We start from the raw sequence: 23,201 nt of genomic DNA, 5'->3' as shown, positions 1-23,201 counted from the left end.
ACGCGCTAGACGACGAGGGCACCCTCACGCACATTGGCGCTGCCCTGCGCTCACATACTTACACCTGCCCAGGTTGTAAGAGCCCCCTGACCCCGGTAATGGGCGAGTTCAACGCTAAGCACTTTCGCCATTCGGAAGAATGCTGTGCCCTTGAAACCTATCTTCACAAGTGCGGCAAAGAAGCATTCTTCTATCGCTACCAACAAGCTCTCAGCCGTGAAATGCCTATTAGCCTTGAGCTGGAGCGCCGGGTTGCCTGTAATGGTCCTCATTTAGCCTTAGTTAGAGACGAAGCACGTCAGTGCGTAAAATCCGTGCCTGCACGCTACAACTTGACTCAATTTTTCGATCAGGCAGAGCTGGAAAAACACGATAAGGTCACAGGGCTGCGACCAGACGTGATGTTGTATGATACGACTGGCGAAAGGCGTTGCTACGTAGAGATTTGTGTCACACACCCCTGCTCTCAAGACAAGATCGAAGCCGGTATCCCGATTCTTGAGTTTAAGGTCCAATCTGCCTCTGATATTCAGATGTTGCTTACCGGGGCCTACTCGATCAAGGAGAAGATCCTGAGAGTATTCAACTGGCTTCCCCCGTTTCAATCTGTGGACACCTGTAGCGGCGTCTGCTCAGTAGGTAACGTGGATATGTCTGTCTGGAGTTTAAGTGGTTCCGGCCGACTCAACGAACAAACGATGCCGCTCGCTGAAGTGGATTTAACAATCAATTCTGACGTGAACACATGGCCTAGATCGTTAGGGGCCGCTGAGCTGGCAGATAACTTACGAGCTTTTATCCGTCACGCCGATCCTCATTCACTATTTCCCAACTGCATTATGTGCGAGCAAGCAGGCCGATGGGAGGATGGCTATCTGCAATGTCACAGTAAAGCAAAGATCGTTCCCTACACCGAGGCCCGTCAGTGCGCCAATTACAAGGTTAAGGCATGACAAAAAGACTGACTTGGGAGCAGAAAAGTATTGTCAGCCATGACACCGGACATGCGTTGGTAAAAGCCGTACCTGGTAGCGGGAAAACAACCATACTTGTAAAGCGCGTTGAGCGGCTGGTCAAGACGGGAACTGATCCTCGCTCCATTCTGATCCTGATGTACAACAAGTCGGCGCAGGTGAGCTTCACGGAGAAGTTGAAGACGGCACTGATGTCGAGCGTGATTCCAGAAATCCGCACGTTCCACAGCTTGGCCTTAAAGATTGTTGGTTACGGAGAACGCCAACAGATAATCAAGAAGAAAGACCTCATTACTCCAAGCGACTACCGCTATGAGCAACTGGTAAAGCAAGCCTACTGCTATGGCTTTGACCATGAGGCGAATTTTATTGACCCCAATGAAATTGAAAACTTCGAGCTGTTTATTGCTCGCTGCCGGGCGGCGGCCGTAACTCCTGTTGATGCTGCCAATGATCCAACGTTCAGCAACATCAAACGGGAGTTTATTCGCGCCTATGGCCGCTATTGTGAGCTGCTGGAGGAAAACAGTCTGCGAACCTTTGATGACTGTTTGGTTGAGGCTGTCGCACTGTTGCGTAATGACAGCAGCCTTGGTGCCCACTTCAAGCACATCATTGTTGATGAATATCAGGACGTTAACCTGATACAGCATGACATGACCCGCTTGCTATCTAAGTCGGATACGTCAGTTATGGCTGTTGGTGATGTTAACCAGTGTATTTATGAGTGGCGTGGTGCTCGACCAGACTTTATCGGCGGACTGTTTGAAAAGCACTACCCGAATACGAAGGTGTTTCAACTGTCATGCACGTTCAGATTTGGCCATGAGCTTTCCTTGATGGCTAACTCGGTAATTCGGCGCAACTCTACAAAGCTGACCAAGCTTTGTGTCAGTCATCCTAGCACCCCCAAAACAGAGGTCAGATTGCACTTTGATAACTGCCTATCCAAGGTGCTATCAAACCTCTCGGTGAGCAGTGGAACACAAGCCATATTGTCCCGCACTAAGGCGAACCTTGCTGAGGCGGAAATTACTTTACGCCTGTGTGGGCTACCTTATCGCTACCTCAATGGTTCAAGCGCATTACACACCCGCACTGAAATCGGGATACTGGTAGTTGGCGTCTTGCTGTCTGTGTACGGCGATCTGCGGCTACTGGAAAACCATCCCAACAAACAAGCGATTGTTTACGGCTTTCTGAAGGAGGCTGGTTTTAGCTGGCAGAAAGGGCAATTCAAAGCGGCGCTCAGTGGATTGATGGCTCCGCACGCCGACCTATGGTCTGCTCTAGGCCAGTTATTCGAGGGCGCACAAAACCAAAAAGATCGGCTGGGCAGGCTCGCCACTATCTGCCAGAAAGACGGAGAGGAAACGCCTGCTATCGATGTGTTACTACGCCTGCGTATGGAGGGTTTCATTGATAGTGTTGGCTCTGAGGGTGTAACTCGCACTGGATCGAACGACCAGCAACGAGGGGTCAAGAGGATCGAGGAGCTACTTGTCTCCAGTAAGATCGATTCCCGCACGTTTTTAAACCTTATCTTGAATCCAGGCGAGGCTGCAACTGACTGCGATCCCTTCATCCTTTCCACACTGCATGGTTCCAAGGGGCTGGAGTGGGATAACGTAATACTGGTCGGGCTGAATGAGCAGGAATTTCCTGGCGGCAAACCCGATGATGTTTACAGCGTTCGCACATCGATGAACACCCCTCCGACCGAAGAGGTAATCGAGGAGGAACGTCGGCTGTTTTATGTCGGTATCACTCGCACAAAACAGCAGCTAAATCTGGTTGTCCCTCTTGATGAAGGGCTTGCGCGGTGGCTCAAAAACCGCTGGGATAGCACCCCGAAGAAGTCACCGATAGCTACTCGCTTCGTCTATGAGGCTGGCTGGACTGCTTGTGCGGTTACCAGTGATGCGATCTATAAAAGCACGGTAGAGAAACAGAAGGCTGACTTCAGCAAGTTTCACCAATGGTATCTAAGAGATCTTCAGCGGCTAAAAGTCTAGGGCTACCGATACTTTTCGATTTCAGACAGGTGCTCGTTATCCAGATCAATTGTGGCTTTTCTTTCAGAAGCGAGCTTCTTCGCTCGCTTTGCATACTGAAGCCCCTTGGCTGGCTGCTCTCCGCGTAGGATCTGTTCAGCCTGCTTGTGCGTATTCCGGTGAAGTTGAACAGTGATTCCGGAAAGTATGCGGACAGGGATTCTTCGAGCAGAAGCTGAGCTTTGAGGGGAGGCATCTTTTCGACTCACTGAACAAGCCAGCAGCCAAGCGCAGCGCGGCAGTTGTGGATCCAAGACGTTGGAACAGGACGGTTCATCTGACATCAGAGTACGTGCACTGAGGTGTCCGGAATCGGTGTACACGCAAGCCGGAATCAGCGTTCATTTTAAACCGGAATAGGTGTTCATTTTCGACCGGAATATGCAGCTTGCTCGTGCTGTGCCCCAGAAAGCGTTCGTACTGCTCGTCAGATACCTCAGTGCCGATCAGTCGTTCGATCCAGCCGCTTTTCGGCGGGTTACTTACGCCCAGCGCAAGCAACTGCTTTTTTCTGTACCCACTATTTCCGGTGCGGCCGGCTTCAATCAAGGCTTTGGTTAGAACTACAGCCATTTGGGGACTCTCATACACAAACCTGAACCATGCGGGTCTGATTGGCGGTCAAGATAGCAGCGCATCGAAATCAACACTGAACTCTGCTTCTAAGAACTCAATCGTGGCTGGTTGGCTATCGAGCGATGCTTCCCGTGTAGACTCCAGTGCGCACTCCAATCGACGCAGCAGGGTAAACGGCAAAATGATCTTGCCGAAGTCGGTATGCTTGAAATCCCCCCCCCACAGGTCTTCCGCGTTCTTCCAAATGAAATCAGCTTGCGAAGCAGCCGAACCTACGAACTCTGCCATCTTGGCCTCCAACCAACTTTTGCACGAAACGGCACATCATCCAAAAGAGGGTTGTCAACCAAGTTTTGCACAAAACGGACTTTGATCCATTTCTAACTAAAATCTACAATCCAACCTCAGATTGCAAATAGCCGAAAAATTTAACACCGACGAAAGGCCATACCTTCGTTAGTGTGCGAAAGCCGCTTGCGAGCGACGGAATAGGTGAAAGCTTTAGTCAGGGTTAATTACCCTGTCTGCGGTGATGGGATGGCTCAGGCGTATATCATCACTCCTTCCAAAGTCCGTACACACTCTTTCAGCCTTTGCAGAAATGCAGGGCTGTTTCATATCAGACAAGCGCAATGAAATTTTCAAATGCTTTCCAAAAATTCAAAGGCCTTAAGCTTTATCTGTATCTTACGGTCCCCGCACGGAAAGTAACTTTCCTGAACAGGAACCGCCTTGCCAGCCTTAACTTTCTAAACGGTTAAAGTTACACCAGGCTGTAAATGGTGAAACAGTTTTTGAAGCCCATGAAACACCGCTGTCGGAAAGATAACTAGCCCCAAGACGTCTAACTTCTTTTTGATGTAGAGCTAATTCTTTCGGATCGGCAATATCTTCCACCACGCTCATCATGGCCATCTGAACTCCGGGAGATGCCATTTTATAAGCTGTCGAGCTTGCAACTGAATTTTTCAGGATTGCCACTCTTTCTTTTTCTGGTCGTCCATTGTCAGACGTATTCGCATAAGTTGTACCGGCAATCAACAACGGAAGGCTGGCATTGGCACAGAAATGCATAACGCGTTTTTGCTGGAGCTGTAATTCAGTGGCTGCAAATGCTTTACCACATCCGAGGATTCCCAGAATCATAATTAAAGCTGTTTTATTCATAAAATTAAAACCGTCCTTTTTAGCTCTTTAACTGTTGCGGTTATCTCGGTGTGGATATTTCTGAAGTGTATGATACCCACTTACCTGAGACTGCCAGTATACTGGCTCAGGTATTAAACCTAAGAGGTCTGGTGCACCGGTTTTAACCTTTTCATTTCGCTTTTATCTTGTGCCAGGCTCTTGAGTCAGAATTTAAAGGTTTGTGGCATGCAGGTTTTACTGCCAGGTTTAGGCACAACCTGGCTGTCACCCTTCATTGGTCCTGAGCAAGGCCCTGGTATTCTGCCCAGCGTACGGCCAGCCGCTCTAAGTCCAGATCGTACACCAGCGGTGTGATTTTACGGCCTTCAAACAGCTCGCCCACCTCAATGCCTGGCTTAAAATGAACGGTCAGGGTGGCCGGATCTATGCCCATAAGATCGGCATCAAACAGCGCATGCATTGTTGGAGTCATCAGGATGCCATTAGACGGATTGTACCGGGTTCCATGTTCAATGTGTGCCGCATCCAGGACACCTCCATTAACCCAACCGGTTACCGCACAACGGCCTGCGAAATTCTCGATGAGCAGAGCTTTGAATTTACCCTGTGCCACGCCACTACGTTGCGTCACTACGCGCTCGCAGTGCTCACCCTGGATATCTACGTCAGGTTTCCGAATTGGCTCGCTGGTGGCCGTCTCAGCTTGTTTTAGGGTGGAACGTGGATAGGCCAGGTTATATGCTGCGCCTGTGGTCATTTGCTCGATGACCGCAGGCGCATAACCTTCTGCTTCCAGCTTACGATATGCAGCCCGGTAGTCTCTTTGGGTTTTCAGCGGGTAAATCTTCCCGCCTTTACCATCGAAAGCGATAAACCAGAAATCGTCCGTGCCAGTTTCAAGATTTCTGCAACGTTTCAGATGCCATCCGCCTTCTCTCGCCCAGATGGTACGGTTATTTCTGGCATTCGTTTTGTCATACCCGTGCTCGTCAAGCCAGCTATCAAAGCTGGTCAGCCCCAGGTCCTGAACCTCCAGAGAAGGTACACGAATGACCTGCAAGGTATGGCGTGGTCTTGGCTCTCTCATCTTGATCTCTTCCTAGCGCTGGTCTGGGAAATACGGATATTGCGGGCCATATTCATAATCATGCGGGCCTGGCTCAACTTCCCAGAATGGACGGCCGCTAATTGTCTTTGGACCGCGCTCGTTTACGATGTCTTCTACATCCTGAATATTAAATGGCATCGTTGCCAGTAACAGCTGATCTTCGGGTGTCAGCGTCACAGTTGCACCGTCGATACGGCTGTAAAGGTCGGCAAACTGTTTACCTGCACCGTGCAACCGGTGCTCCGCTACACTTCTGATTGCGTGTAAGTCCAGCTCCGCCGCTTCCATGCGATCCACGTATAGTTTCATTTCTTTACGCAAAGCGCTCAGCTCACGGGTTTTAATAAATCCGTAGGCGTACCCACCCAGGGCGATAACTGCAATGATTGCTAAAATAGCCATTTATTTTCTCTTACGTTACTGCGGCCGCCGCTTTAGTCTTAATGTGAAGCCTGGGAATTCGCTGAATGAAGAATACGTTTTCACCCCCAGACCGACAGCTGTTAAGGCGCGATCCCAACACTCCATTTGTAAGTATCAGGCCCATCTTCTCCGCTGGTGGCATCAGCTACAATCTGTGCATAACGTTCTCCAGCAAGTTCTCTTACCATCTGATCCACGACCCATTGCAGATGATGCATTTCATCGGTTCCGCCGTAACGACAAGCCAACTCAATAGCCCGCTCTATTCTTTTTTGTTCTTCAGTCATACTGAATCCTCACGCTTACATCAGCTATTCTGAAAACATGCACACTATAAATTGCGGCTGTCATTTCTCAGCCAGGCGCCTGCATTGCTGCCTCATTCCATCAAAAATACTTTCCGCAAGCTGCTGGGGGAACTGGTCCGGAAGAAGCCCGCTAACACGTTCAATGACACCCGGGGTTCTGGCGATGATTTCCTCTATCATCGCCTCTGTCTGCTGTTTACTCAGGCCGGTTATCTCACCATGCCTGATCCAGTGGCGTCGTTGTATTCGATATATCTGGTAATAGTTGCTACTGCCACGTACGGCCATCGCCAGTTTGCACTTCTGCCAGGATATCTGATTGTTCCCATGACCGATCACCGGCCATGCCGACAACACATCATAGTTTGGTGTAAGGTGATAACGTCCCTGTGGCCCAATAGAAATACTGAAATTTTTAGCGTGGCCATCTGTTGCGGCCATCATCCAGAAAATTATCTGCGTCATAAAAAACTGCGCTTTGTCACGCTCAGCACGGTCTGAATTACTCAGAACCTCCATAATTTCCGATATACCTGGCCCGCCGTCCGCCTGATATTTTCGTAATGGCGAAACGCCCAGGGCCTGACACATATCCTCCTGGGGTAAACGAATGATCCATTGTCCGTCTCCTGACCATTTTCGGTCAAAACGTTCTACCACCAGCGCTTTCTGATCTTCAAAGTGAGCAATCTGCGTTCTTGCCACGGGGAGCCCGTACTGGCCGAGAAGTACCGAGCAGAGCCATTCATTTTCAACCGACGAGCTCATGTCGGCTTTCATGTTCCCCACAAGTCCGAGCGGTAGCTTGAATATATGCGTCGTTGGTGTATTACCCTCCGGCATACACCACCGATCTTCATGCCACAGTAGGGCTGTTTTCTCCTGAGCACCGGCAATAGATAAACGTAAGTCGTCGTTATCTTCTGGCCTGCCCGGTAGCAATGTCTCCGTGGTATTACGCAAAGTTGCCGCAATTTCTGATTCAGTAAGCGGGTGATACTTCACGGAATATAAATCAGTGGGTTCATCTCCGTCATGAAGCAGCTGTATCGCGCCCACGCAGTCTTTTCCCAGCTCCGTCAGCAGATCAAAAGGCTCCAGGCTATCGGCCTTGTAACGCATTGCCAGACGTCTGCGTATGCCTTCGCTGTCCGGCAGTAAATTATCAAAATAGTCACGTACCACATTTCCACGCCAGACCTGGTTCCCGGGAGTAAAAGGAAGGGACAATGACAGCGGCCTTCCCTGTTCGTCAGCAACCCATTCAGGAAGGTATTCTAAGCTGTCTACCCCTTTGCTTTTTTCCCAGTACCCGACTTTGATGCCGTTCATCCAAATTACCAGACGTTGCTGTTTCCGGCTCATATCGTTACCAATCCTCCTGTCGTGCAGGTGAGTTTGATTTAAGCATTTCTTCCGTCTGCTTCCTCTCTGAAGAGGTGGTTGCCGAGGAGAAGCTGATTTTTACGCCCAGGATGGAAAACACCTTGAATAGCCGTTCAATGCTCGCACTGGCAGGGTTGGCTTCCAGACGTGAGTATGTCTGTTGAGTGACGCCTAACCTTTCGGACAGGTCTTTTTGCGTCAGGCCATTCGCCTTGCGAAAACCAATGAGCAAGGGACGCAGCTGGTTGAGCGTGTTTAACGGGTAATCATTATTGATCATAAGCTGGCCTCAGTAGTTTCCTCTGATACACCTTGCAGGCTGTTTCCTAAACATACACCCTAAAAGCTGTAATATCAAATTAACAGCCTAAAAGCTGTTAAATAGGGCGTACAACTTTTAGGCTGTTACTATGTGGCAGCATAAATCTTGTTAGCGATACAACTTTATTGTCTCATCGCTCCTCTTTGCAACCAGCTACATACGATCATAAGTGACACAACATTAATATGAAGCGACATTCACCAAATGAACCTTCGTCATTTCAGATAGTTAGCTTACTTGCATGTCCTCATCCCATGAAGGGGAGGGCCTAACCCTGGCATCGAGCAAAACTGACCACCCTGCCCTTATTAAGACCCCACATGCGGCAATGGTGCCCTGTCCACGCCGCCCGCGATTTTTGAGGAAATGGGAAGAAAATAAAAAGAAAACAAAAAGTTATCGGCTGAAGTATCGGCGCAGATCGGGAATCAGGCGAAGCCTGACAGCACGTTGGGGCCTGGCAGGGGGCTTGAGGGATGAGGACATGCAACTCTGATAGCCTTCCCGCCACGGGGTCGGTTAAATTCGTATCCGGCCGGTGCAATTCCAACGGCCGCGTTACCAGTTCGCCGGGTAGCATGGCCAGCAAAGCCAGGCATCGAGCACCCGGGTTTCACTAACGGCCGCTGCATAGACGCCGGTATCCGGAAAGAAATAAACCGGGGTGGCGTTGTTCAGCTGGTCGCCTTCATCGGCCAGAGCGCCGATCACCTCATGAGGCTTCAGCAGCATATCCGTTAAATATTCATCCGGGTGGATGGCATTCAGCGATATGGCCATCTCCAGAAATTCATCCAGTGTGTGGCGGGTACGATACCCCCGGAAAACCTCGTATGAAGGCGTGACGCATTCACCATCCAGGGAACAGGCATCGTACCCGGCCAGCTGCTCTTCGGTGAGTCCGGAGGCATGCTTTGCCACAAGATTCGTAAACTGCTCTTTATCGTCCATCACAATCCTTACGCTGTAGGGGCCTGTTTGTGTTATCACTGCTTCCGGATTTTACATCGCACAACCCGGCAGGTATCCGGTCGCCCGGGCGTCCTTTGCGGTCATGTTAGCCTTTGGCCTGTATTAAGACGAATCCCTTTCACTACACGGGCTCGCAGGGTGACACCTCCCCTTTTCACCGGAAGCGAAAGAGGAAGAACAGTTTAACAGCCCGGATCCTCAATAATTTTTGCATAACGGACTAAATGACCGGTTTATGCAGCCCCTGTTACTTACTGTCGCGGTAAGGATAAAACCCTGGTTATGAAACAGAGTTTGTATCGACGTTTAGGTTTTGGTTGAATGAGTAACTCTAAGCAACCGGAATATGACATGGCCAAAGTACAAGGGCTCTTTGTTGGATACCGAAAATTTGCTGTTGATCGCGAGTGGCTTCGGCAGCAGGAAGAACAACGTTATCGGGATCGCCAGCGACAATTTGATGAATGGTCCAGAAAATGGGTCACTGTAACTAGGCTAAAAGAGACTCGTTTATGGACTGACGGAGCCATCAGGCGATGGCTGGGTGAACCTCAGCAACAGGGTAAATATAAAGTTTTCCCCGTTGAAGCGGTTTTGGCTGCTGAGAAGTTGAATGAGTTTCAGCTCTGGCTTAAACCCCGGCTGGAAAAGAAACGTGCCCAGCATCACCACTTTTTAATTCCATTTCTGTAAAGTAGAAACAACGACAGTTCCGGCTGCATTCAAGGCTTCGGCATCTGGTCAGAAGTAAAGCGCCATTTTTCATTATAAGGGAGGTTAGATAGTGGAAGGTATTGAGACACTGAGTTTGCGGCTTGATGAGAACGAAACTATGGCCCTTGCTCAATTTGTTAAACGTCTGAGCTGGAGCGATCTACGTGGTTGTGCTGTGAGTGACGAAGAAGCCTGGGTAATGAAAAGCGCAGTTGATAAATTACAACAGGCGTTAAGGGAAGAAGGTTATGCGCCTCGATGATGCAGGCTTCGTGTTATTTTCCGATGACAAATTTTCTTAAGGACTAAGTATGAGCCAGCACTGGTATGAGGTGAAAAGCAATCAGGGAATTGTTCAGGTGATGTTAGGCTGGGATCCACCTTTGCAGTGGTGTAAGCGTAAACTGACCGCCGTATGTAGCCATCAGACGAGAATTGGTAACTTAGACGCCCATCTGATATAGACGGACATCTAAGTATGGAATTACAGGACTGGCGAAAAGAACCTCGTAAAAACTATTCGAATGAATTCAAACTTCGTATGGTGGAACTGGCATCACAACCTGGAGCTTGTGTTGCACAGATTGCACGTGAAAATGGCGTCAATGATAATGTTATTTTCAAATGGCTCAGGCTCTGGCAGAACGAAGGGCGTGTTTCGCGGCGTCTTCCGGTAACGACCTCTTCTGACACTGGCGTTGAATTATTACCTGTAGAAATAACGCCGGATGAGCAGAAAGAACCTGTGGCGGCCATTGCGCCGTCTTTATCCACTTCCACTCAGACCAGAGTCAGTGCCAGTTCCTGCAAGGTGGAATTCCGTCACGGTAACATGACGCTGGAAAATCCATCGCCAGAGCTGCTCACAGTGTTGATCCGTGAACTGACCGGGAGGGGAAGATGATCTCACTCCCATCAGGTACCCGTATCTGGCTCGTTGCCGGCGTTACCGATATGCGTAAATCCTTCAACGGACTGGGAGAACAGGTACAACATGTGCTGAATGATAATCCCTTCTCCGGTCACCTGTTTATCTTCCGTGGCCGACGGGGTGACACCGTCAAAATTCTTTGGGCTGATGCTGATGGTCTGTGCCTGTTCACCAAACGCCTGGAGGAAGGCCAGTTTATCTGGCCTGCGGTACGTGACGGCAAGGTATCCATTACCCGCTCGCAACTGGCAATGCTCCTCGATAAGCTGGACTGGCGTCAGCCAAAAACATCCAGCCGTAACTCACTGACAATGTTGTAAAAAACTCCTGACCGCATTATAAAAACGGTCATGAGTCAGAAATACCTCATTCGCATCGCAGAGCTGGAAAGGTTGCTCTCTGAGCAGGCTGAAGCCCTCCGTCAGAAAGACCAGCAACTGAGTCTGGTTGAAGAGACGGAAGCCTTCCTGCGCTCTGCACTGACACGTGCCGAAGAAAAGATCGAAGAAGATGAACGGGAAATAGAACATCTGCGGGCTCAGATAGAAAAACTGCGCCGGATGCTGTTCGGTACCCGTTCTGAAAAACTGCGTCGTGAAGTTGAACTGGCTGAGGCTCTGCTGAAACAACGTGAACAGGACAGCGATCGTTACAGTGGGCGGGAAGACGATCCTCAGGTTCCCCGCCAGTTGCGACAGTCGCGCCATCGTCGTCCGTTACCGGCACACCTTCCCCGTGAAATACACCGCCTGGAGCCAGAAGAAAGCTGTTGCCCGGAGTGTGGCGGTGAGCTGGATTATCTGGGGGAAGTCAGCGCTGAACAGCTGGAACTGGTGAGCAGTGCCCTGAAAGTGATCCGCACAGAACGGGTAAAAAAAGCCTGTACAAAATGTGACTGTATTGTTGAAGCACCGGCGCCGTCCCGCCCGATAGAGCGTGGTATCGCGGGCCCCGGATTACTTGCCCGCGTGTTAACGGGAAAATACTGCGAACATCTGCCACTGTATCGTCAGAGTGAAATCTTTGCCCGCCAGGGTGTCGAACTGAGCCGGGCCTTACTCTCCAACTGGGTTGACGCGTGCTGCCAGTTAATGACACCGGTGAATGATGCCCTGTACCGTTATGTAATGAACACCCGCAAGATTCACACTGATGACACACCGGTAAAGGTACTGGCACCGGGTCAGAAAAAGGCGAAAACAGGGCGTATCTGGACGTATGTCCGGGATGATCGCAATGTGGGTTCGTCATCTCCTCCAGCGGTCTGGTTCGCGTACTCGCCGAACCGGCAGGGGAAACACCCGGAGCAACACCTCCGCCCCTTCCGGGGTATCCTGCAGGCGGATGCGTTCACAGGTTACGACAGGTTGTTCAGTGCAGAACGTGAAGGTGGTGCACTGACAGAAGTTGCGTGCTGGGCCCATGCCCGGCGAAAAATCCACGATGTATACATCAGCAGCAAAAGTGCGACGGCAGAAGAAGCACTGAAGCGAATCAGTGAACTGTACGCCATCGAGGATGAAATACGGGGATTACCGGAGTCAGAGCGTCTTGCCGTCAGGCAGCAGCGAAGCAAAGTGTTACTGACGTCGCTGCATGAATGGATGGTGGAGAAGAATGGTACGCTGTCGAAAAAATCCAGACTGGGCGAAGCGTTCAGCTATGTACTGAATCAGTGGGATGCCCTCTGTTATTACAGTGATGACGGTCTGGCGGAGGCGGATAATAATGCTGCGGAAAGAGCGCTTCGTGCAGTCTGTCTCGGAAAGAAAAACTTTATGTTCTTTGGCAGCGATCACGGCGGCGAGCGTGGAGCACTGTTGTACGGGCTGATCGGCACCTGCCGTCTGAACGGTATCGATCCTGAAGCGTATCTGCGCCATATCCTGAGCGTACTGCCGGAATGGCCTTCCAACCGAGTTGATGAACTCCTGCCATGGAACGTAGTACTCACCAATAAATAAGCGTCAATACGGTGCTCCGTTGACGCTTACGCAGTGGTTTCATATGTGCATTGATTATGACATTAATGCAGCAGAAGACCCACTCTATACTAATCTGGCTGAACCTGATCCCTACTACGTTACTCCGGAATATCTGCAATTTGTACTTGAACGCTTCGAAATAACGGATATTGTAATAAAGCCCGATACCTCTGGGCTTTACGAAGAATTATTAATGGATCAGCTTTTAGACCGATAGCTAAGCTGCCAGCAACAGACGTGCTGACATAATCGTCACTTAACTGTAATGTCAGATACTTCAGGTACAAATGTCCGGACTTGTTTGAAACCTATCCAAAACTGTAAATATATTTTCGTTATAATATAACCTTAATTGAATTGCTTTCTAACAGTTCCCACTCTTCTTTTCTAAGTACATTTTTAATTATTGTTCCATTGGCAAGCGTCAGCTCATACTCCCTGTCACTATAAATAAGGTTTTTATTTTCGACTCGTCGAAAGCTGGTAATGGCAACCTTTCTTTATCCACCTAACGAATAATTATCTTTGATTTCTGCGAACATTTAAACTCCCGTATATTAACGTCTTAAAGACAACTGAACCTTCTCGGCCCTTTCTGCGCCCCGACTAATGATACTATCGTAGTTGTCGATTTCATCATCAGTTGGTGATTCTTCAGCTATCCATTTCAGGTACTTGATGCGGTCCATATGCTCCTCCCTGTACGATTTCCAGTGAACAAAGGCTCTACAGTATTAAGCTGCTGTAGAGCTCCTTTAACCATGCGAAAACTGTGCGTATTACAGGATGCCTAACCTTTTTGTTTCATCGATCCACGGTCTGAATTCTTCCAGTAAATTATCATATAACTTTTCATCGCTGATCGAACCGAAATCATCCATGGCAAAGAAGTGGGTGTTATCAACCCGGCGGTCAGTAAAGTCATCCAGATTTTTGAGGATACCGTAGCTTGAACCACCCAGGCCGACAAACTTCCAGAAGATGGGGTAGTTGGCAGAACGCCGGATTGCATCTTTAATCGCCCGGGTCTTGCTGATCCCGCCATCGGTAATAAATACAACATATACCGGGATTTTCGAGTCCTTAAAGTAGTCGACAATTTCTTCCATCACAGGGGGCTCATTGTTTGTCCCACCAAGTCCCGGCAGGTTCTCCCAGGCTGAACGCTTTCCAGACCCGCGAATGGACTGAATATATGTGTCCAGGTTGTCCAGTGTGACGTTTGGATACTTCTTGTGCTTCTCTCCAAATCCCCAGACATCCATTTCACCGTCGTCGTCGAACTGGGCGGCAAGAACGGCGATGCGGTCCAGCACAGACTGAACGTTGCCCTTACTGAACTGGCCACTCATTGAGCCGGATGCGTCAAGTACAAATGCAACCGCTGCCTCAAGGGTGTCCAGTTTATTTTTAGTGAGACTGACCGAGGCTTTTTTAGCGAGGCTTACGAGGCGCGGAGATCTGGTTTCAAGTTTCTTTTCCAGACTGATACGAGCGGGCTTTGCTGGCTGCGGAGCTGGCTGTGCGACATCAACGCCAAAGCTAATGGCCAGAGGCTCAAGACCACCGTTGAAACCCTGCCCGAGCGCACGAAGCTTCCAGGCGCCATTGTGCCGATATACTTCACCCAGGATGATTGCTTTCTCACTGCGGCCCTGAGTCTCAGCCTGAAAATCAGCGATACCAGGAGCCTGAATGCTCAATAAACTGAGCCCACTGATAGTATCTTCACCATCAATGACAACGGTGATCGCAATCTTACTGACGTTCGCCGGAACACGATCCAGTGCTATCTCAATGCTGGACTGCTGAGAACCGGTAACGAGCTTTACTGCCCCTTCAGGAGAAGACAGATTATTATAAAAGATAAAGTCAGAATCGCCGGTTACCTTTCCCTGAGCATTAAGCAGGAAGAGGCAGGTATCGGGTTCGCCTTTAAAGCCGGATTTGGCAGGGTACTGAAGATTCAGCCTGATCGCAGATTGCTGAAGCGGTATGTTTTGTCCGGATTGTAGATTCACATTAACTCTCCTGATTTTTGATTATTTTTAAAGCGCAGCGCTTATATATGTTCCCCAGGCTTAGTTCAGGACGCTGGATTTCTGGTGAGGCGTATATATGGTGTGACACCATATTTCATCACGCTGAAGTTTCTATACCTGTTGAACTGGAATTTTGATTGACCGGGTATCTTATGTTCCAGATCCCGTTCCTTCATAAACCGCAAAAGTAACATATATCAGAGGGGCATTCTGTTGATAAAAGGCACGGAATACCGGCTTTAACCAGCAACCAGAGATAAATCCGTTTCCTGCCTTTAAAAGGCTCAGGTCTGAATTAACATGACCTGCTTTCTGAAATTTCCAGTCCCCTTTCTACTACTCCCTCCTGAAAGCGGATCGCAACCAAAAAAAACCCCGGCATTGCCGGGGTATGATTCAGCGTTGTTTTAGATGTTAACGCCGTGCTGGGAGGCAAGAGCCGCCAGGCCACCGGCAAAGCCCTGACCGACAGCTTTAAACTTCCACTCAGCGCCATGACGATACAGTTCACCGAAGACCATAGCGGTTTCGGTTGAGGCATCTTCAGACAGATCGAAACGGGCAATTTCCGTGCCGTTGTCGTTGTTGTAAACGCGCATGAAGCTGTTGCTCACCATGCCGAAGTTTTGTTTACGCGCTTCTGCATCATAGATGGTAACGGCAAACACCAGTTTTTTGATATCTGCTGAGACTTTGGTCAGATCGATTTTGACCTGCTCATCGTCACCGTCGCCTTCACCGGTACGGTTGTCGCCCTGGTGCTCTACCGCGCCATCAGGGCTGGTTTTGTTATTGAAGAAAATGAAATGCGCATCTGACAGCACTTTACCGTCTTCGCCTACTGCGAACACGGAAGCGTCCAGGTCAAAAGCCTGACCGTCAGTTACACGGGCATCCCAGCCGAGGCCAACCATAGCGATATTCATGGTTGGTGCTTCTTTGGTCAGAGATACGTTGCCGCCTTTTACGAGAGAAACTGCCATTTTTAGCTCCTGCAAACAGTTGAATGAGGGCTGCATTAACAGCCCCGGGTGAAAAGTTACTTTTCGATCAGGACGCGTTAATGCCGTACTGAGCACATACAGATGCCAGACCACCAGCATAACCCTGGCCCACTGCGCGGAATTTCCACTCACCATTGTGGCGATACAGCTCGCCGAACAGCATGGCAGTCTCAGTGGACGCATCTTCGGTCAGATCGTAGCGAGCGACTTCAGTCTGGTTATCGTCATTGACCAGGCGAATAAACGCACCGGATACCTGACCAAAGCTCTGGCGACGAGCCTGAGCATCATGGATAGTGACAACGAAGATGATCTTGTCAACATCAGACGGGACGGCGTCCAGTTTAATTTTCAGCGATTCATCATCACCATCACCTTCACCGGTACGGTTATCACCGGTATGGGTTACGGAACCGTCAGATGACGTCAGGTTGTTATAGAAGATGAAATCTGAATCGCCGCGCACTTTGCCATTTGCGGCCAGCAGGAATGCTGAAGCATCCAGGTCAAAGTCCTGACCGTCTGTTGAACGCGCATCCCAGCCAAGGCCCACCAGGACGTTTTTCATTGACGGAGCTGCTTTACTCAGGGAGACGTTCCCGCCTTTGGAAAGAGAAACACTCATAAAATAACCTCTTCGATTAGTAATTGTTCAGGTTAACACTTCAGGGGATCAGCTCCCCTTTTCCTCAGATTCAGGTTTGCCCGGGAACATGACGCTTGCGAGAATGCCCAGCGCCAAAACACCCAGTACAACATACAGGCTGGTTGTCGCCGCGATGCTGTAACCATGATGCCAAATGTGATCGGTCGCATTCAGGCCCAGTTTTGCCGCGATGAAGAACAGCAGCACGATAACGGCCTTCTCCAGATGAACCAGGTACTGTTTCAGTGCTTCAAGGACAAAGTACAGAGTACGCAGGCCCAGGATAGCAAACATCATGGCACTATAGACGATAAGCGGTTCACGACTGACGGCAATGATTGCCGGTACCGAGTCAAACGCAAACATAACATCCGAGAGTTCAACCACGGCCACACACAGGAACAGAGGGGTCGCATACAGCGCCGCCTTTTTACCACGGCCAATGGTGACATCGCTGTTTTCTGGTTTCGCCAGTTCGGCATCCACTTCCTTCTGGTTAAGCAGGAAAGCATGACCTCTGAGCTTCGGCCAGATAGGGAAGAAGCGTTTAACCATGCGGTAAGCCAGATGCTGGGAATAATCCTCAATTTCATCATCGTCATCACCGCTTTTAAGCATCATGACCGCCGTCCAGGCGACGATGATAGCGAAGACAACTTCAACATACGGCCCCAGACTCAGCAGGCTCGTACCGATGGCGACAAAGATGCCCCTGAAGACGATGGCACCAATGATCCCCCAGTAGAGAACACGGTGGCGGTAACGATCAGGAACGGCGAACCAGGAGAAGATGGCCATCATGACAAACAGGTTGTCGACCGACAGCACTTTCTCCAGCGCATAACCCGTTACAAACAGGCTGGCAACCTCAGCACCGTGGTGGATGTAGAGGAAACCGGCAAATGCCATCGCAACCACAACCCAGAATACGGACCAGAGCGCCGCACTCTTCAGGGAAATGGGCTTGTCATCACGGTGCATAAACAGGTCAATAAAGATGGCACCGACTGAAAGCGCAATGAAAACAATGACCGTTTCAGTCGGGAAGCCGATGTGTGTGGAAACCATATTTTACCCTTAGGGATGTGGATCAGAGGCCAAATTCAGCCGGGTCGAAGCCCAACGCGATAGCGATCTCGCGGGAGGCCAGTTTCTCGTCCTGATCGAAGTTACCGTCACTTTTCGCAACGGCAATACCAACACGTAAGGCCAGCTGAGCGGCCTCAGGCTGATCTTTCAGCGCCAGGATGTATTTCATGGTTTCGCCCTTGCCGATTTCAACATCGAAATCGAAGCTTGAAACCAGTTTATTGAAGAACTCGATCACCTCATTGGTATCGAAGACCTTCAGCTCTTCTGAAGAGCGAAGAAAGCCCATCATTTTCTGCTTTTCTTCCGAACTCACGCCGTCACTCGATACGGCAATACGGGCACATACAGCAACGGTGCCGTGCATAAATTTTTTGTTTTTGAAACGACCAACCTGGCGGGTCAGTTCGTCCCGGCCAGAGTTAATGGCACCTTTTACCTTGTCGAAAAAGCTCATACCTGTTTCCTTTGTTGCTGTGTTATTTAGAACCGGCGCTCCAGCGAAATCCCCAGCCAAATGCCCGGTCCATTTCGTCCTGGCCTTTGAAGTACTGGTTAATTCGCTCGACTTTAATTGCGCCGTTTTCGTTTACGAGTCTGGCAATGGCGCACAATGTGCGACGGTTTTCACCTTCGGTCAGGCGGGTCTCAATGGGCGGTTGATCCGGCACATGAATGGTGACCACACCATCAGTCTTGTCCCAGCTGGGAACACCTTCATAAATAAAGGCGTAAATCAGCACTTCGCGGATATGCTTCCATTCACGTCCATTGATATGCAGCCACTCGCCGTCTGATACATCACCCGTCCGGTCATCGCCCTTGAGCTGAACATACGGTTCATCGCGATAATTACCGAATGCATTACCGAGCGCCTGAATGACCGATTTATACCCGTCCTGAAGCTCAACAAAGGCCCCCAGATCCAGGTCGATTCCTTTGGAGCCGAACATGCCTGCAAAGCCTGATTTGCCGCTGCCCCGGTGCCAGTTCAGGTTGATCCGGATTTCACCGAAGTTATCCCGTTTGGTCAGGCTGATTGCAGGCTTCTCTTTTGTCAGCGATACCTTGCTCAGGCTGATTTTTGTCTCAACTGGCGGAGGGGTTACAACCGGAGGAGTCGGGGCTGCGGGAGCCGGTTCGTCGGCAATATTTACGCCGAAATGCTCTGCCAGCGGTTTAAGTCCACCGTTGAACCCCTGCGCAACGAAGCGGAATTTCCAGTCATTATTACGACGGTAAAATTCACCCAGAATTAAGGCTGCTTCCTGACGGCCGCTCAGTTCGACACTGCCGCTAACCAGGCCGGTAGCCCCTTGCTCCACGTCGATGGAAAGATTACGAAGACCGGACACCGTCTGCCCACCGTCACAGGTCACGGTGAACGCAATTTTCTGGACATCAGGTTTCAGCCGGTTGAGCGCGACAGTAAAGGTTGAGTACTGGCCTTCACTGACCAGGCTGACGGTACCATCATCGTTACGTGGCTGACCATAAAACACCATGTCCGCATCACCCTGCACCTTCCCGTCGGCATACAGGCGAAACGCCGAAGCATCCACCTGGCCGCCCGAGGTGATCCGGACCCGCAACTCCTGGGCTGGAACGGGGGCATTGCCCCCCGGCGTCAGGTTCATTAGCGAATAACCGCTGAAACGATATCGGAGTGCATATCGTCAATTGTGCGGCCGCGACAGGCATGGCCAAGGGCGGTAAAGTCCCAGTTGCCGTTATTACGGCGCAGCGAAGAAATAACGATCCCGGTATGTGAGCCCTGCTCAGTCAGCTTGTAGCGAGCCAGCTCTTTGCCGGTTTGATCGACAACGCGGCAGAACGCGTTTTCGACGTCATTGAACGACTGACCACGGAAGCTGTTTACCGTAAACGCCAGGTATTCAACGTTTGCAGGCAGTCGGGAGAGGTTGACCTTAATCACCTCATCGTCACCGTCACCCTCACCGGTCAGGTTATCGCCACTGTGCACAACAGCGCCGCAGGTGGATTCCAGTTTGCGGAACCAGATGGTGTCAATTGTTTTACCGGTGCTGTCCATTAATACGCAGCCAGCATCGAGATCGATTGAGTCGTTGCCTCCAAACAATCCTCCAAGAAGACCTTTTTTCTTAACCGGATCCCAACCGAGACCGAATTGAAGCTGGCTTAATGCTGAAGATTCTTTGCTGAGTGATACCGTCTGGTTCTTACTTAATGAAACCATGTTTTATTCCTTAAAATGGTAATGACCGAGACAATCAAAGGTATATTTAGTAACTGACGAAGAAAATCATATCATGATGAAGTTCTCTGACAAGGGAAATTTTGGTAGTTTTCTTCAAAAACACAAAAATAAATCCTTTTCATGGTGTTCATTTTTCTATTTTTAATTTAAATATCAATACGTTATAAGGCACTAAAAAAAACACTGACGCACTCCATAACCACTGAAGTTATTAATCATATTATGATTGACATGTAGCGTAGACACTCATAGACTCACTTCTCAATCATAAATTTGCATGGCGTTCCGGATAATTAAAAAAAATGAACAAGAAAATTTGGTTTATGGAAGGTTTGTCCTCCCAGCGAGATATTATTCAGGGGGTAAAATCATTTGCACAAAAAAATAATTTTGCTATTACCGTATTTGCCTCCCACCGTAACGAAAGACATGAAATTCTTTCCGTTGCCGATTATTCTTTGACTGAACCTGAAGATCCTCAAAAACGTCTTCAGTTTATTCAGGAAACCATTCAGACCTACGGCATCCACCATATTCATACTGGCCGTAACAGCCAGTGGTTTGAAGAACACCGTTCAGCCATTGAATCGACCGGAGCCACCCTTACTACCGGTGCAACAGGCGTCGACTGGTTAACTCTGGCTGACGAAAAAGTTACTTTTGCTCAGTTTATGGAGCAAAACGGGCTCCCGGTCGTACCGTCCTGGCGGGTGAATACGCTGGCAGAATTAAAGACGCACCTCGCGGCCCCGCCGTTCTCGGACAGCCCGGTATGCGTGAAGCCGGTGACGGGTATCTATGGCATGGGATTCTGGCGCTTTGATGACAGTGCTTCGCCCATGGCCGTCTTTAATCATCCCGAACATCGTCTGGTCAGTCCGCAACAGTATATTGCAGCAGCATCGGCTTCTGAGTCGTTTAAACCCCTTGTTTTGATGCCGTACCTGCCAGGCCCGGAATTTTCCGTCGATATCCTCGCGGATAAGGGCGAAATACTCGCAGCCGTGGGACGCCGTAAGGAAGGGGCTATCCAGTATCTGGTAAACGAAGGAAGCGCCTGGGAACTGGCTTGTGACTGCGCCCGGGTTATGAAGGCCGACGGGCTGGTGAATGTTCAGACGCGAAACGATGTGAATGGCAACCCGGTGCTGCTTGAAACCAACATGCGTCCGTCAGGCGGGGTGGGTTATACCCTTCACAGCGGGGTGAACCTTCCCGGGTTGTTTGCTGCCTTTAAGCTCGGTCTGATGTCTGAAGATGCGGTGATCCAGAGCGCCAGAAATACCTTTTCTCCGGTTGCAGTGAGATCCATCACAGATGTCATCGTTTACCCGGAATCACTCTCTAACCATCTGAATTAAGGCGTGTTTATGTCTGATACCCTCGAAGATATGATTTATCGCCGTACCCTCTCATGCGGTACGATACAGGTAACCCGCGACCAGGGTGATGTTTCGCTCGATGACCTGTTTGATATCGCTGAAAGACGTAACCCGAAACGCGCCTTTCTGTTTGTCAGCAAAGTACTCGGCAGGCACATTCCCGTGCCACCCTCAGTCATGCGGCAGGCCTACAGACAGCTTGCCAGCCAGTTCCCCGCAACGCTGACAGGGCCCGTACTTTTTATCGGTATGGCTGAAACCGCCGTTGGGCTAGGGGCCGGTGTGTTTGATGAAGTGCGCCACCAGCATCGTGAATCTGTCTATCTGACCTCTACCCGTCACCCGGTTGATGGCACGTTACTTTGCGAGTTCAAGGAAGAACACAGCCACGCCACCGATCATCTGATCTATCTGCCAGATGATGAAGAGAAAAGACGTCGTGTTACCAACGCACGAACGCTGGTTTTGATTGATGACGAGGCAACCACCGGTAATACCTTTATTAACCTGCTTTCTGCCCTGCGTAATACCGGCAAGCTTCAACATATTGAACAGGTTATCGCCGTTACGCTTACCGACTGGAGTAGCAACGCCCTGTCGGAGCGCACATCCTTGCCCGTCACTTCGGTTTCGCTTGTAAGCGGTCAGTGGGGATGGACCCCATTACCTGATGCACCTGTCCCGGACATGCCGAAAGTCAACGTAACTTCACGCGGAGAATGGGACATCCTGGGAAAACAGTCCTGGGGTCGACTGGGGATGCTCGCACCTGCGGCCGATCTCGGCCATGAGGTCTCCGTCCGCAAGGGGGAACGTATTCTGGTTCTCGGGACCGGGGAATTCGTCTGGGAGCCGTTCCTGCTTGCTGAACGGCTCGAAGCTGCCGGAGCACAGGCACTTTATGGTTCGACCACCCGCTCCCCTATCGCCGTTGGTTATGCCATTGAGTCCGCCATTTCCTTTACGGATAACTACGGGCTGGGCATCCCCAATTTTGTCTATAACGTCGCCCACCAGCAGTTTGACCGTATTCTTGTGTGTACTGAGACACCCGCAGAAAGTATTGACACGCAGCTTCTTAAAGCCCTGGCTGAGGTTGCGCCCGTCGTGGAGATTGTTACCTATGAATAAACCCGTTGTTCTGAGCGACCTTGACGACACGCTCTTTCAGACCCGTCGTAAAATGGTGGACGAGCTGGCCCTGGAGCCATTCCGTACCGGTGCCGTTGATCGCACCCTGAATCCACGAAGCTTTATGACGGAAGAACAGTCCATGTTGGTGGACTGGCTCCTGGAGCAGGCTGAACTCATACCTGTTACCGCCCGGGGAACTGAAGAAATCAGCCGCGTCCGGATCCCTTTCCACTCCTGGGCAATCACCACGCACGGGGCCGTCATTCTCACGCCTGAAGGCAAACCCGACGAGGAGTGGAAGGCCCATATGCTTGGCCAGCTGGCTCCCTACCAGGAAAAGCTGACATCGATGCAGCGTCTGATCACTGAAATGATGGACGCAAAAGGGATCAATGCCTGGGCAAGGCTGAACTTCGAATACGGTGAAACGGCGGTTTATATGGTGATGAAGCACCGCGACAGCACCCGCCTTGACGAGCTTAATGCCATTGCAGATGAGATAGAAACGGTGTTTCCGACCGAGGGCTTCTACATCCACCGCAACAGTAATAACGTGGCCTGGCTTCCCACCCCGGTTGAGAAAGGGCTGGCAGTCAGATGGCTGCTTGAAAAACTTCGGGCTGAACGCGGAGTCTTCCCCGTAATTGGCCTGGGCGACAGCCTGAGCGATCATCGTTTTATGAAACTGTGCAGCTGGTTTGGCATCCCGCGTCAGAGTCAGTTTGCAGATGCCATTTCACAGCGAATTTTTGGAGAAAATTAA

Annotated in this window: 27 protein-coding genes and 1 pseudogene; 11 read left to right on the top strand and 17 right to left on the bottom strand. The window is 50.2% G+C overall.

Annotation, left to right across the window (positions count from 1 at the left end):
* Positions 1-98: 98 nt before the first annotated feature.
* Together OOJ60_RS19565 and OOJ60_RS19560 are read left to right on the top strand one after the other, a co-directional pair.
* Entirely contained in the window at positions 99-953 is an 855-nt protein-coding gene (locus OOJ60_RS19565; protein WP_074149649.1) for a hypothetical protein, read from the top strand.
* Positions 950-2,989, top strand: coding sequence for an ATP-dependent helicase (locus tag OOJ60_RS19560; protein ID WP_032192809.1), 2,040 nt, complete (start codon positions 950-952; stop codon positions 2,987-2,989). The genes OOJ60_RS19565 and OOJ60_RS19560 overlap by 4 nt, the downstream gene beginning before the upstream one ends.
* A gap of 312 nt (positions 2,990-3,301) precedes the next feature.
* Here OOJ60_RS19560 and OOJ60_RS19555 read toward each other — a convergent pair whose 3' ends face one another.
* The 9 genes and pseudogenes from OOJ60_RS19555 to OOJ60_RS19515 form a co-directional block, all read right to left on the bottom strand.
* Entirely contained in the window at positions 3,302-3,601 is a 300-nt protein-coding gene (locus OOJ60_RS19555; protein ID WP_001572440.1) for a hypothetical protein, read from the bottom strand.
* A gap of 69 nt (positions 3,602-3,670) precedes the next feature.
* Positions 3,671-3,892, bottom strand: a pseudogene (locus tag OOJ60_RS19550) (type I restriction-modification system subunit M N-terminal domain-containing protein); the annotation flags it as partial.
* A gap of 453 nt (positions 3,893-4,345) precedes the next feature.
* Positions 4,346-4,771 (bottom strand): hypothetical protein, encoded by a 426-nt coding sequence (locus OOJ60_RS19545; protein WP_001043843.1) that lies wholly within the window; start codon positions 4,769-4,771, stop codon positions 4,346-4,348.
* Positions 4,772-5,024: 253 nt separating this feature from the next.
* Complete coding sequence (locus OOJ60_RS19540; RefSeq protein ID WP_001572439.1) at positions 5,025-5,840, bottom strand: HNH endonuclease signature motif containing protein; 816 nt, start codon at positions 5,838-5,840, stop codon at positions 5,025-5,027.
* Between the two features lie 12 nt (positions 5,841-5,852).
* Positions 5,853-6,263, bottom strand: a complete 411-nt coding sequence (locus OOJ60_RS19535; protein WP_000985911.1) for a hypothetical protein — start codon at positions 6,261-6,263, stop codon at positions 5,853-5,855.
* A gap of 101 nt (positions 6,264-6,364) precedes the next feature.
* On the bottom strand, positions 6,365-6,571 hold the full coding sequence (locus OOJ60_RS19530) for a hypothetical protein (RefSeq protein ID WP_000134171.1): 207 nt from the start codon (positions 6,569-6,571) through the stop codon (positions 6,365-6,367).
* A gap of 60 nt (positions 6,572-6,631) precedes the next feature.
* Positions 6,632-7,957: a type II toxin-antitoxin system HipA family toxin gene (locus tag OOJ60_RS19525; protein WP_000088046.1), complete on the bottom strand. Its 1,326-nt coding sequence runs from the start codon at positions 7,955-7,957 to the stop codon at positions 6,632-6,634.
* 4 nt (positions 7,958-7,961) lie between these two features.
* Positions 7,962-8,255 carry a helix-turn-helix transcriptional regulator gene (locus tag OOJ60_RS19520; RefSeq protein ID WP_024136327.1) on the bottom strand — a complete coding sequence of 98 codons (294 nt, stop codon included), beginning with the start codon at positions 8,253-8,255 and terminating at the stop codon, positions 7,962-7,964.
* Positions 8,256-8,858: 603 nt separating this feature from the next.
* Entirely contained in the window at positions 8,859-9,251 is a 393-nt protein-coding gene (locus OOJ60_RS19515) for a hypothetical protein (protein WP_000341066.1), read from the bottom strand.
* A gap of 372 nt (positions 9,252-9,623) precedes the next feature.
* On the opposite strand from OOJ60_RS19515, the gene OOJ60_RS19510 reads away from it, so the two are divergent.
* From OOJ60_RS19510 to OOJ60_RS19485, 6 genes are all read left to right on the top strand, one after another.
* Positions 9,624-9,965: a hypothetical protein gene (locus OOJ60_RS19510; RefSeq protein ID WP_001151575.1), complete on the top strand. Its 342-nt coding sequence runs from the start codon at positions 9,624-9,626 to the stop codon at positions 9,963-9,965.
* 91 nt (positions 9,966-10,056) lie between these two features.
* Positions 10,057-10,248, top strand: a complete 192-nt coding sequence (locus tag OOJ60_RS19505) for a DUF7706 family protein (RefSeq protein WP_000398480.1) — start codon at positions 10,057-10,059, stop codon at positions 10,246-10,248.
* A gap of 49 nt (positions 10,249-10,297) precedes the next feature.
* Positions 10,298-10,450 (top strand): hypothetical protein, encoded by a 153-nt coding sequence (locus OOJ60_RS19500; protein ID WP_205613053.1) that lies wholly within the window; start codon positions 10,298-10,300, stop codon positions 10,448-10,450.
* Positions 10,451-10,464: 14 nt separating this feature from the next.
* On the top strand, positions 10,465-10,890 hold the full coding sequence (gene tnpA, locus OOJ60_RS19495) for an IS66-like element accessory protein TnpA (protein ID WP_000422741.1): 426 nt from the start codon (positions 10,465-10,467) through the stop codon (positions 10,888-10,890).
* The gene (tnpB, locus tag OOJ60_RS19490; RefSeq protein WP_000624722.1) at positions 10,887-11,237 is read left to right on the top strand and encodes an IS66 family insertion sequence element accessory protein TnpB; all 351 of its coding nucleotides are present in this window, start codon (positions 10,887-10,889) and stop codon (positions 11,235-11,237) included. The genes tnpA and tnpB overlap by 4 nt, the downstream gene beginning before the upstream one ends.
* A 30-nt stretch (positions 11,238-11,267) precedes the next feature.
* Positions 11,268-12,881 (top strand): IS66-like element ISEc23 family transposase, encoded by a 1,614-nt coding sequence (locus tag OOJ60_RS19485; protein ID WP_000080193.1) that lies wholly within the window; start codon positions 11,268-11,270, stop codon positions 12,879-12,881.
* 578 nt (positions 12,882-13,459) lie between these two features.
* Here OOJ60_RS19485 and OOJ60_RS19480 read toward each other — a convergent pair.
* The 8 genes from OOJ60_RS19480 to OOJ60_RS19445 form a co-directional block, all read right to left on the bottom strand.
* Positions 13,460-13,591, bottom strand: a complete 132-nt coding sequence (locus OOJ60_RS19480; protein ID WP_000374059.1) for a hypothetical protein — start codon at positions 13,589-13,591, stop codon at positions 13,460-13,462.
* Positions 13,592-13,681: 90 nt separating this feature from the next.
* On the bottom strand, positions 13,682-14,923 hold the full coding sequence (locus OOJ60_RS19475; RefSeq protein WP_001053338.1) for a vWA domain-containing protein: 1,242 nt from the start codon (positions 14,921-14,923) through the stop codon (positions 13,682-13,684).
* A gap of 428 nt (positions 14,924-15,351) precedes the next feature.
* The gene (locus OOJ60_RS19470) at positions 15,352-15,927 is read right to left on the bottom strand and encodes a TerD family protein (protein ID WP_000301242.1); all 576 of its coding nucleotides are present in this window, start codon (positions 15,925-15,927) and stop codon (positions 15,352-15,354) included.
* Positions 15,928-15,994: 67 nt separating this feature from the next.
* Positions 15,995-16,573 (bottom strand): tellurium resistance membrane protein TerD, encoded by a 579-nt coding sequence (gene terD / locus OOJ60_RS19465; RefSeq protein ID WP_000116677.1) that lies wholly within the window; start codon positions 16,571-16,573, stop codon positions 15,995-15,997.
* Between the two features lie 48 nt (positions 16,574-16,621).
* The gene (gene terC, locus OOJ60_RS19460) at positions 16,622-17,662 is read right to left on the bottom strand and encodes a tellurium resistance membrane protein TerC (RefSeq protein WP_000255079.1); all 1,041 of its coding nucleotides are present in this window, start codon (positions 17,660-17,662) and stop codon (positions 16,622-16,624) included.
* Between the two features lie 22 nt (positions 17,663-17,684).
* Positions 17,685-18,140: a tellurite resistance TerB family protein gene (locus tag OOJ60_RS19455; RefSeq protein ID WP_000007448.1), complete on the bottom strand. Its 456-nt coding sequence runs from the start codon at positions 18,138-18,140 to the stop codon at positions 17,685-17,687.
* Positions 18,141-18,162: 22 nt separating this feature from the next.
* Positions 18,163-19,320: a TerD family protein gene (locus OOJ60_RS19450; protein WP_001054787.1), complete on the bottom strand. Its 1,158-nt coding sequence runs from the start codon at positions 19,318-19,320 to the stop codon at positions 18,163-18,165.
* Positions 19,320-19,901, bottom strand: a complete 582-nt coding sequence (locus OOJ60_RS19445; RefSeq protein WP_042634303.1) for a TerD family protein — start codon at positions 19,899-19,901, stop codon at positions 19,320-19,322. The genes OOJ60_RS19450 and OOJ60_RS19445 overlap by 1 nt, the downstream gene beginning before the upstream one ends.
* Positions 19,902-20,224: 323 nt before the next feature.
* Here OOJ60_RS19445 and OOJ60_RS19440 point away from each other — a divergent pair, with 323 nt between their 5' ends.
* The 3 genes from OOJ60_RS19440 to OOJ60_RS19430 are packed head-to-tail and all read left to right on the top strand — an operon-like array spanning position 20,225 to position 23,201.
* Positions 20,225-21,283, top strand: a complete 1,059-nt coding sequence (locus OOJ60_RS19440; protein ID WP_001035162.1) for an ATP-grasp domain-containing protein — start codon at positions 20,225-20,227, stop codon at positions 21,281-21,283.
* 9 nt (positions 21,284-21,292) lie between these two features.
* Positions 21,293-22,435, top strand: coding sequence for a phosphoribosyltransferase domain-containing protein (locus OOJ60_RS19435; RefSeq protein WP_001285478.1), 1,143 nt, complete (start codon positions 21,293-21,295; stop codon positions 22,433-22,435).
* Positions 22,428-23,201, top strand: coding sequence for a hypothetical protein (locus tag OOJ60_RS19430; protein ID WP_001040059.1), 774 nt, complete (start codon positions 22,428-22,430; stop codon positions 23,199-23,201). The genes OOJ60_RS19435 and OOJ60_RS19430 overlap by 8 nt, the downstream gene beginning before the upstream one ends.

It is taken from the genome of Citrobacter sp. R4, from assembly GCF_026719175.1.
GTDB lineage: Bacteria > Pseudomonadota > Gammaproteobacteria > Enterobacterales > Enterobacteriaceae > Citrobacter_A > Citrobacter_A sedlakii.
This window is presented reverse-complemented; position numbering and strand designations above follow the sequence as displayed.

Bases quoted from the DNA above. Each gene is read 5' to 3' on its own strand.
- OOJ60_RS19500 (WP_205613053.1), top strand. From the start codon at position 10,298: ATGAGCCAGCACTGGTATGAGGTGAAAAGCAATCAGGGAATTGTTCAG.
- tnpB (WP_000624722.1), top strand. From the start codon at position 10,887: ATGATCTCACTCCCATCAGGTACCCGTATCTGGCTCGTTGCCGGCGTT.
- OOJ60_RS19455 (WP_000007448.1), bottom strand. From the start codon at position 18,140: ATGAGCTTTTTCGACAAGGTAAAAGGTGCCATTAACTCTGGCCGGGAC.
- OOJ60_RS19530 (WP_000134171.1), bottom strand. From the start codon at position 6,571: ATGACTGAAGAACAAAAAAGAATAGAGCGGGCTATTGAGTTGGCTTGT.
- terC (WP_000255079.1), bottom strand. From the start codon at position 17,662: ATGGTTTCCACACACATCGGCTTCCCGACTGAAACGGTCATTGTTTTC.
- OOJ60_RS19525 (WP_000088046.1), bottom strand. From the start codon at position 7,957: ATGAGCCGGAAACAGCAACGTCTGGTAATTTGGATGAACGGCATCAAA.
- OOJ60_RS19430 (WP_001040059.1), top strand. From the start codon at position 22,428: ATGAATAAACCCGTTGTTCTGAGCGACCTTGACGACACGCTCTTTCAG.
- OOJ60_RS19470 (WP_000301242.1), bottom strand. From the start codon at position 15,927: ATGGCAGTTTCTCTCGTAAAAGGCGGCAACGTATCTCTGACCAAAGAA.
- OOJ60_RS19540 (WP_001572439.1), bottom strand. From the start codon at position 5,840: ATGAGAGAGCCAAGACCACGCCATACCTTGCAGGTCATTCGTGTACCT.
- OOJ60_RS19515 (WP_000341066.1), bottom strand. From the start codon at position 9,251: ATGGACGATAAAGAGCAGTTTACGAATCTTGTGGCAAAGCATGCCTCC.
- OOJ60_RS19485 (WP_000080193.1), top strand. From the start codon at position 11,268: ATGAGTCAGAAATACCTCATTCGCATCGCAGAGCTGGAAAGGTTGCTC.
- terD (WP_000116677.1), bottom strand. From the start codon at position 16,573: ATGAGTGTTTCTCTTTCCAAAGGCGGGAACGTCTCCCTGAGTAAAGCA.
- OOJ60_RS19450 (WP_001054787.1), bottom strand. From the start codon at position 19,320: ATGAACCTGACGCCGGGGGGCAATGCCCCCGTTCCAGCCCAGGAGTTG.
- OOJ60_RS19545 (WP_001043843.1), bottom strand. From the start codon at position 4,771: ATGAATAAAACAGCTTTAATTATGATTCTGGGAATCCTCGGATGTGGT.
- OOJ60_RS19510 (WP_001151575.1), top strand. From the start codon at position 9,624: ATGGCCAAAGTACAAGGGCTCTTTGTTGGATACCGAAAATTTGCTGTT.
- OOJ60_RS19555 (WP_001572440.1), bottom strand. From the start codon at position 3,601: ATGGCTGTAGTTCTAACCAAAGCCTTGATTGAAGCCGGCCGCACCGGA.
- OOJ60_RS19565 (WP_074149649.1), top strand. From the start codon at position 99: ATGGGCGAGTTCAACGCTAAGCACTTTCGCCATTCGGAAGAATGCTGT.
- tnpA (WP_000422741.1), top strand. From the start codon at position 10,465: ATGGAATTACAGGACTGGCGAAAAGAACCTCGTAAAAACTATTCGAAT.
- OOJ60_RS19535 (WP_000985911.1), bottom strand. From the start codon at position 6,263: ATGGCTATTTTAGCAATCATTGCAGTTATCGCCCTGGGTGGGTACGCC.
- OOJ60_RS19440 (WP_001035162.1), top strand. From the start codon at position 20,225: ATGAACAAGAAAATTTGGTTTATGGAAGGTTTGTCCTCCCAGCGAGAT.
- OOJ60_RS19445 (WP_042634303.1), bottom strand. From the start codon at position 19,901: ATGGTTTCATTAAGTAAGAACCAGACGGTATCACTCAGCAAAGAATCT.
- OOJ60_RS19560 (WP_032192809.1), top strand. From the start codon at position 950: ATGACAAAAAGACTGACTTGGGAGCAGAAAAGTATTGTCAGCCATGAC.
- OOJ60_RS19480 (WP_000374059.1), bottom strand. From the start codon at position 13,591: ATGGACCGCATCAAGTACCTGAAATGGATAGCTGAAGAATCACCAACT.
- OOJ60_RS19435 (WP_001285478.1), top strand. From the start codon at position 21,293: ATGTCTGATACCCTCGAAGATATGATTTATCGCCGTACCCTCTCATGC.